The 8,749-nt window shown below is 70.9% G+C and carries 9 protein-coding genes; 6 read left to right on the forward strand and 3 right to left on the reverse strand.

Annotated elements, in window-relative coordinates; genetic code table 11:
- Positions 1 to 1,007, forward strand: a 1,007-nt coding sequence (locus tag AB8Z36_RS19940) for an FAD-dependent oxidoreductase (RefSeq protein ID WP_369214701.1), incomplete at its 5' end; no start/stop codon positions are given.
- 36 nt (positions 1,008 to 1,043) lie between these two features.
- Here AB8Z36_RS19940 and AB8Z36_RS19945 read toward each other — a convergent pair.
- A complete protein-coding gene (locus tag AB8Z36_RS19945) occupies positions 1,044 to 2,492 on the reverse strand; it encodes a regulator (protein WP_369214702.1) in 1,449 nt (482 codons plus the stop codon).
- Between the two features lie 218 nt (positions 2,493 to 2,710).
- On the opposite strand from AB8Z36_RS19945, the gene lipB reads away from it, so the two are divergent.
- The 4 genes from lipB (at position 2,711) to AB8Z36_RS19965 (ending at position 5,879) form a co-directional block, all read left to right on the forward strand.
- Entirely contained in the window at positions 2,711 to 3,508 is a 798-nt protein-coding gene (lipB, locus tag AB8Z36_RS19950; protein WP_369214703.1) for a lipoyl(octanoyl) transferase LipB, read from the forward strand.
- Between the two features lie 128 nt (positions 3,509 to 3,636).
- Positions 3,637 to 4,599, forward strand: a complete 963-nt coding sequence (locus AB8Z36_RS19955; RefSeq protein ID WP_369214704.1) for a lipoyl synthase — start codon at positions 3,637 to 3,639, stop codon at positions 4,597 to 4,599.
- Positions 4,600 to 4,937: 338 nt separating this feature from the next.
- The gene (locus AB8Z36_RS19960) at positions 4,938 to 5,141 is read left to right on the forward strand and encodes an SCO2195 family GlnR-regulated protein (protein ID WP_363250468.1); all 204 of its coding nucleotides are present in this window, start codon (positions 4,938 to 4,940) and stop codon (positions 5,139 to 5,141) included.
- Positions 5,142 to 5,171: 30 nt separating this feature from the next.
- Positions 5,172 to 5,879, forward strand: a complete 708-nt coding sequence (locus tag AB8Z36_RS19965; protein ID WP_369214705.1) for a DUF4191 domain-containing protein — start codon at positions 5,172 to 5,174, stop codon at positions 5,877 to 5,879.
- Positions 5,880 to 6,037: 158 nt separating this feature from the next.
- Here the strand turns inward: AB8Z36_RS19965 and AB8Z36_RS19970 are convergent, their stop codons facing one another.
- Entirely contained in the window at positions 6,038 to 6,505 is a 468-nt protein-coding gene (locus tag AB8Z36_RS19970) for an RDD family protein (protein WP_369214706.1), read from the reverse strand.
- A gap of 227 nt (positions 6,506 to 6,732) precedes the next feature.
- On the opposite strand from AB8Z36_RS19970, the gene glnA reads away from it, so the two are divergent.
- A complete protein-coding gene (glnA, locus tag AB8Z36_RS19975) occupies positions 6,733 to 8,142 on the forward strand; it encodes a type I glutamate--ammonia ligase (protein ID WP_369214708.1) in 1,410 nt (469 codons plus the stop codon).
- A 131-nt stretch (positions 8,143 to 8,273) separates the two neighbouring features.
- On the opposite strand, the gene AB8Z36_RS19980 is transcribed toward glnA, so the two are convergent.
- Positions 8,274 to 8,749 (reverse strand): NUDIX domain-containing protein (locus AB8Z36_RS19980; protein WP_369214707.1); only part of this gene is annotated, 476 nt, incomplete at its 5' end.

Genomic DNA, 8,749 nt, shown 5'->3' on the forward strand with positions numbered 1-8,749 from the left:
CCCGCGTACCGCGTGCGGTGAAGCCGTCGCCGAGGCCCGCCCCGCGCCCGGCCCCGCTCGGCGGCCCGCTCGACCAGGCCCGGCTCGGCGCCGCGCTCGCCCGTATCGGGGCGACCCCCGTCGAGCGGCTCCTCGACCGTCCCGAACTCCCGGCCCGCGAGGCCCTCGCCGCGCGCGGGCTGCCCTCGCGCACCATCGAGGGCTTCCTGCGCCCGCTGCTCTCCGCGCTGCTCTGCGACCCCGGTCTGACCACCTCAAGCCGGTGCGCCGACCTCGCCCTGCACGCCTACGCCCGGGGCAGGCTCTGTCTCCCCGAGGGCGGCGCCGAGGTGCTGCCCGAGCTGCTCGCGTCGGCACTGCCGCCGGGCACGGTGCGCCACGGCGTCCGGGCCACCTCGGTCTCCACGACCTCCGTGACCACCGCCGAGCACGGCGAGATCGGCTGCCGGGCCGTGCTGCTCGCCACCGACGCCCGCGCCGCCGCCGAGCTGCTCCCCGGGCTGCGGGTGCCGCCCTTCCACGCGGTGTCGGTGTTCCACCACACCGCACCGGAGCCGCCCCTCGAAGGTGCCGGACTGCTGCTCGACGCCGACTGCGCGGGCCCGGTCGCGCACACGGCGGTCGTCAGCCAGGTCGACCCGTCCCGCGCCCCCGCCGACCGCGTCCTGGTCTCCTCCACGGTGCTCGGCCCGCCGCCGCCCGAGCGCGCCGTGCGCGCCCATCTCGCCGCGCTGTACGGCACGCACACCAACCGCTGGGAACTCCTCGCCCTCCACCACACCCCGGAGGCCGTGCCCGCGATGCCGCCCCCGCACGACCCGCGCCGACCGGTGCGGCTGCTCGGGGGGCTGTACGTCTGCGGGGACCACCGGGACACCAGCACGGTGCAGGGCGCGCTGCACTCGGGGCGCCGCGCGGCCCACGCCGTACTCAGGGACTTCGGCGTCGCCCCGGCGGACGGCGACGGCGGGAGCGACGTGCGGGAGTCCCTGCCCTTCGCCGCCTGACCTGCCGCTCGCCGCCCGCCGGAGCCCTGCCGCCGCCTACCCGAAGACCGCCGCGACCTTGTCGCGGTAGCCACGGACCGGCGCCGCGTCCCGGTACGGCTCCAGACGGCGCTCGAAGTCGCGTACGTACTCGTGCGCCCGTGCCGACCGCATCTCACCGGCCGCCTGCGCGGCCTCCGCGCCCAGCTGGCAGGCCTGTTCCAGGTCGCCGAGGCCGAGCCGCGCGGTGGCGAGCACCACCCGGCAGAAGAGGCGGCTGCGCGCGAAGGCGGGGGCGCGCAGTTGCAGGGAGCGCTCGGCGTGCTGGGCCGCGACGCGGTACTGCTGGAGGTCGCGGTAGCTGTGCCCGAGGTCGTCGGCGAGCTGGGCCTCGTCGAAGAAGCGGGCCCAGTGCGGCACCTCGTCGCCCGGCCTGGCCGTCTCCAGGGACCGCTCGGCCCTGATCAGCGAGGCCGTGCAGGCCCGCACCTCGCCGAGCACCCCGTGGCCGCGTGCCTCCGCCGCGTACAGCAGTGCCTGCACGACGGGCGGCGCGGACGAGCCGACGCCCTGCTGGGCGACGCGGGCGAGCTGGACGGCCTCGCGCCCGTGCCCGAGATAGACGGCCTGACGGCTCATGGTGACCAGCACGTAGGAGCCGTAGGCCCGGTCACCGGCCGCCTGGGCGAGCCGCAGCGCCTGCACGTAGTACCGCTGGGCCAGTCCGTGCGCCGCGATGTCGTACGAGGTCCAGCCCGCGAGCCGGGTCAGATCGGCGGCCGCCCCGAAGAGCCGCCGCCCGGCCTGCTCGCCGTACGTGCCGCGCAGCATCGGCTCGGCCTCGTGCTCCAGATAGCGCACGAGGGCCTGCCGGGCGTGCCCGCCGCCGTACGCGTTGTCGAGCGCGCGGAAGAGTTCGCCGACGGACCGGAGCGCCGCGATGTCGCCGCTGGTCACCCGCTGGCCGGGCCCCCGGTCGGACTCCCTGCGCTGGCGTGGCACCCCGGGGCGCCCCTGCGGGGGTACGCGCACCTGGCCCGGGTCGGTCTCGCCCCGGCCCACGCGCTCGTCGGCCCTGCCGATCAGCCAGTCCCGGCTCGGCACGACGAGCCCGGCCGGGGTGAAGGCGATCTTCCGCAGCTCGGCGTGGCTCCCGGAGTCCTTGCGCCAGAGACCGCCGACGATGTCGACCGCCTCCTCGGGGGTGGCGGCGAACTCCAGGCCCGCGTAGACCGGGGCGCAGGCGTCGAGGCCGAGGTCCTGCGCGGTGAGGCGCCGTCCGAGGCGCCTGGTGAAGACCTCGGCGATCAGCGCGGGCGTGGTGCCTCTTGGCTGCTGACCGCGCAGCCATCGGGTAACGGACGTCTTGTCGTACCGCAGATCCAGGCCGTGTTCGAGGCCGAGCTGGTCGACGCGGCGCGCGAGGCCCGCATTGGAGAACCCGGCTTCCGCGATCAGTGCGGAGAGCTGGCGGTTTGGGGTGCGCTGCGGAGGTCGTTCCGTCATCGGCTGTGCGGTCTCCTGCCTTTCGGGCCTGCCTTGAGCAGCCCTTATGGCTCCGTGAACGGCGCGAATGTAACGGCCATCACAGCCTCTATAGGGGCCTTCGTCCCTCATTCATCCGATCGTGTGAGGAACCCGGGCCGGAGTTGCCACGCCGGGGGGCCCGTACAGTGGCAGATGGCGCGATGTGTGCACGGTGAACGTTCAGGGAGGCACCTGCCGTGAGTGAGTTTCGGTTCGTCCGACTGGGCTTCGGCCCGGACGCCGTGGAGTACCAGGAGGCGTGGGACGAGCAGCGTCGCGTCCATGCCGCCCGCTTCGCCGACGAGGCCCCCGACACCTGCCTGCTCCTTGAGCATCCCCCGGTCTACACCGCGGGCCGCCGCACCGCGGACAGCGAGCGCCCGCTGGACGGCACCCCGGTCGTCGACGTGGACCGCGGCGGAAAGATCACCTGGCACGGCCCCGGCCAGCTCGTGGGCTACCCGATCCAGAAGCTGCCCCGTCCGGTCGACGTCGTAGCACACGTACGCCGTCTGGAAGAGGCACTTATCCGTACGTGTGCGGAGTTCGGCCTGGAGACCAGCCGCGTCGAGGGGCGCAGCGGAGTCTGGGTCCTCGGTGACCCGGTGGAGCGGCGCCCCGCGCTCGGCGGCCTCTCCCTCGACTTCGACCCGCGCCTCACGGACGAGGAGTTCGACGCGCGGCTCAACGGTCCGGAGTACGCGCCGTCGAACGCGGGCCAGCGCCGCGAGGACCGCAAGATCGCCGCCATCGGCATCCGCGTCGCCAAGGGCGTCACGATGCACGGCTTCGCGCTCAACGTGAATCCGGACAACGCCTGGTTCGACCGGATCATCCCTTGCGGCATCCGCGACGCGGGCGTCACGTCCCTCGCCTACGAACTCGGCCGCGACATCACGATCGCCGACGTTCTGCCCGTGGCCGAGCGGCATCTGCGCGACATCCTGGAGAACGCGGAGCTGAAGCCGCGGCTCATCGAGAAGCTTTCCGCCTAGCGGATACGCGGCCCCGGGGAATGCACCCCCTTGGCCAGAGGTTGGCCAGAAGTAAGGCCAAAGACATCACGGGCGTACCCTGGGGTGCGCCGACGAATCGAAGTTACGCCAGCTATCAGGGAGCCGATGTGTCCGCAGTCGCACCCGACGGACGCAAGATGCTGCGCCTGGAGGTCCGGAACAGCCAGACCCCCATCGAGCGCAAGCCCGAGTGGATCAAGACCCGGGCGAAAATGGGCCCCGAGTACAACGCCCTCCAGAAGCTCGTGAAGAGCGAGGGCCTGCACACGGTCTGCCAGGAAGCGGGCTGTCCGAACATCTACGAATGCTGGGAAGACCGCGAGGCCACGTTCCTCATCGGCGGCGACCAGTGCACCCGGCGCTGCGACTTCTGCCAGATCGACACCGGCAAGCCGCAGGCCCTCGACCGCGACGAGCCGCGCCGCGTCGGCGAGTCCGTCGTCACGATGGACCTGAACTACGCCACGATCACCGGCGTCGCCCGCGACGACCTGGAGGACGGCGGCGCCTGGCTGTACGCGGAGACCGTGCGCCAGATTCACGCCATGACGGCGGAGCGCGAGGCGGGTCAGACCAAGGTCGAGCTCCTCATCCCCGACTTCAACGCCGTCCCCGAGCAGCTCGCCGAGGTCTTCTCCTCGCGCCCCGAGGTGCTCGCGCACAACGTGGAGACGGTGCCGCGCATCTTCAAGCGCATCCGCCCTGGCTTCCGTTTCGAGCGCTCCCTCGAAGTCATCACGCGGGCGCGTGAGGCGGGCCTGGTCACGAAGTCCAACCTGATCCTCGGCATGGGCGAGGAGCGCGAGGAGATCAGCGACGCGCTGCACCGGCTGCACGAGGCGGGCTGCGAGCTCATCACCATCACGCAGTACCTGCGCCCGTCGGTGCGCCACCACCCCGTGGAGCGCTGGGCCAAGCCGCAGGAGTTCGTGGAGCTGAAGGAGGAGGCCGAGGAGATCGGCTTCTCCGGCGTCATGTCCGGCCCGCTGGTCCGCTCCTCGTACCGCGCCGGGCGCCTGTACCAGATGGCGATGGAGCAGCGCGGCGCGGTCACGCCGCAGGCGGTCTGAGCCGCGGGGCCGTCGGCGGCCCGAGCCGCGAGGCCGCGGGCGGCCCGGGCGGCGGGGCCGCCAGGGACCGTGGCACATGCCGGGCGCGTGGGCCTCGTGTGAATCGCCGCACAAGCAGCTACTGACTGGTAGAAGCCGCAACGACGCGGTTCATGCGATTCCGCAGGTAGCGGAGGCGTATGGACCGCGTCGTCGTTTTTGGGCGAGGCATCAAGGTTTCATCGGCGTTTGACCGCTCGGTCACGCCCTGGTAACACCAATCAGTGACCCTGGTATCACCGCTCGTACACCCTTACCCACAGCTGCTCACCCGAGCCGCTTCCCAGGAGGGCCCCACCATGCAGGCCGCGCCCGTACGCGCCACCGCCATCCCGTCCGTCTCCGTCGCACTGCGTGCCGTCGAGTCGCTGCTCATGAGCGGCGGCCAGCGCACCGCACGCCGCAACGCCTGGACTTCCGTGCTCGAAGACCGCCGCCGCGCCAAGGACAGGGTCGAGGCGCTGCGCGTGTTCGAGGAGACGGTGGCAACCCGCACGTCGTAGTCGCTTCCGGGGACACGTAGACTCAGGAGCATGGCGAGGAAGGAATCCACCGCGGCGGATGCGGCCGCGGAGCCAGGGCGACTCAAGCAGATCGCTCTGACCTACAAGATGACCCGGCGGGCCGACTCCAAAATCGGCCTGATCATCGCGGCTGTGGGAATCGTCACCTTTGGTGTCTTCCTCGCGATCGGCTTCTTGCTCGGTCACCCGGTCTATCTGGGCATTCTCGGCTTCCTGCTCGCCTTCCTCGCGATGGCGATCGTCTTCGGACGCAGGGCCGAGCGTGCCGCCTTCGGACAGATGGAGGGCCAGCCCGGTGCGGCGGCCGCGGTGCTCGACAAGATCGGCCGCGGCTGGACGACGACCCCCGCGGTCGCGATGAACCGCAGCCAGGACGTGGTGCACCGCACCGTCGGCAAGGCCGGCATCGTCCTGGTGGCCGAGGGCAACCCGAACCGGGTGAAGAGCCTGCTGGCCGCCGAGAAGAGGAAGATGGCCCGCATCGTGTCCGACGTCCCGGTGCACGACGTCATCGTCGGCACCACCGACGACACGGTCTCCCTCAAGAAGCTCCGCACGACGCTCCTGAAGCTGCCGCGCGTCCTCACGGGCCCTCAGGTGACGGCCACCAACGACCGGCTGCGCGCCATGGGCGACCTGATGTCGAACATGCCGCTGCCGAAGGGCCCGATGCCGAAGGGCATGCGGATGCCTCGGGGCGGCCCGAAGATGCGGTAGTTTCTCCGCGCTTCTCCTACGACGACGTACGGCGAGGGCCCCGGAACCGAGCAGGTTCCGGGGCCCTCGCCGTACGTCGTGGATGGCCGTGTCGCCGCAGTCGCCGCAGGTCGTCATGGTCCGACCCGGCACTCGGCCTCGCGTGAGGTCGGTGGTGCTCAGACCCGGATCTGCACGGCGCGGGCGAGGCGGTCGTGGAGGCCGCGGCCGTCGCGGTCCCAGATGAGGGCCGGGATGGCGAGGCAGAGCAGGACGCCGCGCACCAGGACACGGCCGATGCCGAGCCGTCCGCCGCCCTCGGCGACGACGCGGAGCCGGAAGAGCGCCTTGCCCGGCGTACCGCCCACCGTGCCGACGGTGAGGACGCTGAGCACGAAGAAGATGCCGAGCGCCCAGTTGCCCATGGCCTGCTGGTCACCGCGGGCGAACAGACCGTATGCGATCAGCATGCACAGACCCCAGTCCACGGCGATGGCGCCGATGCGGCGGCCCGGGCGGGCGATCGACCCCGGCCCCTCCTCCGGCAGCCCGAGCTGCTCGCCCCGGTACCCGAAGTCGACACCAGCGTCCTCCGCGGCCGCGCGCGGGCCCGACAGCCACGATCCGATTGCTTGCCTGTTGTCCACCCGTCCACGGTACTGCGCGCGGGTGCATACCGGACCGGGCGGGGTAGGCGAGCAGGGAGACCCCTGCGGGCCAGTGCCCCCGGGCCGGTTAACTTCGGCGAAACAAATGGGTCACGCTTGAGAAATCCCCCGTCCTTATGGTCGGGTCCCAGCGTGTGCCACCGCACTGGCCGCACAACAAGCTGCAACCCCGTCCCGCCCCGGGCGGGAGTAGGAGGAGTTGGATGTTGTTCCAGAACGCCGACGACGCGAAGAAGTACATCGCGGACGAGGACGTCAAGTTCATCGACGTCCGATTCTGCGACCTGCCCGGTGTCATGCAGCACTTCACGATTCCGGCGGCGGCGTTCGACCCGGAGGAGGAGCTGGCCTTCGACGGATCGTCGATCCGTGGCTTCCAGGCCATCCACGAGTCGGACATGGCGCTGCGCGCCGACCTGTCGACGGCCCGCGTGGACCCCTTCCGCCGCGACAAGACCGTCAACATCAACTTCTTCATCCACGACCCGATCACGGGCGAGCAGTACAGCCGTGACCCGCGGAACGTGGCGAAGAAGGCCGAGGCGTACCTGGCCTCCACCGGCATCGCCGACACCGCGTACTTCGGTCCCGAGGCGGAGTTCTACGTCTTCGACTCGGTCCGCTTCGAGACCTCCGCCAACCGCTCGCTCTACGAGATCGACTCCGAGGCGGGCGCCTGGAACACCGGTGCCGTCGAGAACAACCGCGGCTACAAGGTCCGCTACAAGGGCGGCTACTTCCCGGCCCCGCCGGTCGACCACTTCGCCGACCTGCGCGCCGAGATCTCCCTCGAACTGGACAAGCAGGGCCTCCAGGTGGAGCGCCAGCACCACGAGGTGGGCACGGCCGGCCAGGCGGAGATCAACTACAAGTTCAACACGCTGCTCGCCGCGGCCGACGACCTGATGCTCTTCAAGTACATCGTGAAGAACGTCGCGTGGCAGAACAACAAGACCGCGACCTTCATGCCGAAGCCGATCTTCGGTGACAACGGCTCGGGCATGCACGTCCACCAGTCGCTGTGGTCGGAGGGCTCGCCCCTCTTCTACGACGAGCAGGGCTACGCGGGCCTGTCGGACACCGCCCGCTACTACATCGGCGGCATCCTCAAGCACGCCCCCTCGCTGCTGGCCTTCACCAACCCCACGGTGAACTCCTACCACCGCCTGGTCCCCGGCTTCGAGGCCCCGGTCAACCTGGTCTACAGCCAGCGCAACCGCTCGGCCGCGATGCGCATCCCGATCACGGGCTCGAACCCGAAGGCCAAGCGCGTCGAGTTCCGCGCGCCGGACCCGTCCTCCAACCCGTACCTGGCCTTCTCCGCGCTTCTCCTGGCGGGCCTCGACGGCGTCAAGAACAAGATCGAGCCGGCCGAGCCGATCGACAAGGACCTCTACGAGCTCGCCCCCGAGGAGCACGCGGGCGTCCCCCAGGTCCCGACGTCCCTCCCCGCGGTCCTCGACGCCCTGGAGGCGGACAACGAGTACCTCCAGGCGGGCGGCGTCTTCACGTCCGACCTGATCGAGACGTGGATCGACTACAAGCGCACGAACGAAATCGCCCCGATCCAGCTGCGGCCGCACCCGCACGAGTTTGAGCTTTACTTCGACATCTAAATCGCGGGGGGCCGACAGGTCCCTGGCTACATGTCGCAGTTACCAGTGAGGGCTGGTTCCCCGATCGCCGGGAACCAGCCCTCACTGCGTTGCCGAGTGCCTCGGGGCACCTCCGACAGAACTCCCGTCACTCACTCCCAGCCGTCGAGCAAGACCCCCGGGCCATCGTCGAGGTAGCGGTGAAGCGCTTCGGCGCTCGTGGCGACGAAGGCCTCCGGGACGGCCGTGGCATCGGTCCACCGCACCTGGGCGTGCTTCTGCGGTTCCCGGTTCTGCGGCTCGCCGGACCACTCGTGCGCGGCGAAGACGACGGTGAGGTAGCCGTTGGGGGCCTCGACTCCCCATGCGCCATGGATGACGTGTGCGATCTTCAGTGCCTTCGGCCGCACCACGAGGCCGGTCTCCTCGTACAGCTCGCGCACCGCGGTCCGTGTGATCGGCTCCCCCGGTTCGCTCTTGCCGACCGGCAGGTCCCACAGGCCTTGGCCGAACTTGGCGTTCTCGCCGCGTTGCAGCAGTACGACGCGGTTGGTGGCCTCGTCGTGGACGATGACGGCGGCGGCCAGGAGTGTCATGGACTCGCTGGCGGGCTTGAGGGCTCGGGGGC

This window comes from Streptomyces flavofungini (assembly GCF_041028215.1).
In the GTDB taxonomy this organism is placed as follows: Bacteria; Actinomycetota; Actinomycetes; order Streptomycetales; family Streptomycetaceae; genus Streptomyces; species Streptomyces flavofungini_B.

Bases quoted from the DNA above. Each gene is read 5' to 3' on its own strand.
- AB8Z36_RS19960 (WP_363250468.1), top strand. From the start codon at position 4,938: ATGCAGGCCGCGCCCGTACGCGCCACCGCCATCCCGTCCGTCTCCGTC.
- AB8Z36_RS19965 (WP_369214705.1), top strand. From the start codon at position 5,172: ATGGCGAGGAAGGAATCCACCGCGGCGGATGCGGCCGCGGAGCCAGGG.
- AB8Z36_RS19945 (WP_369214702.1), bottom strand. From the start codon at position 2,492: ATGACGGAACGACCTCCGCAGCGCACCCCAAACCGCCAGCTCTCCGCA.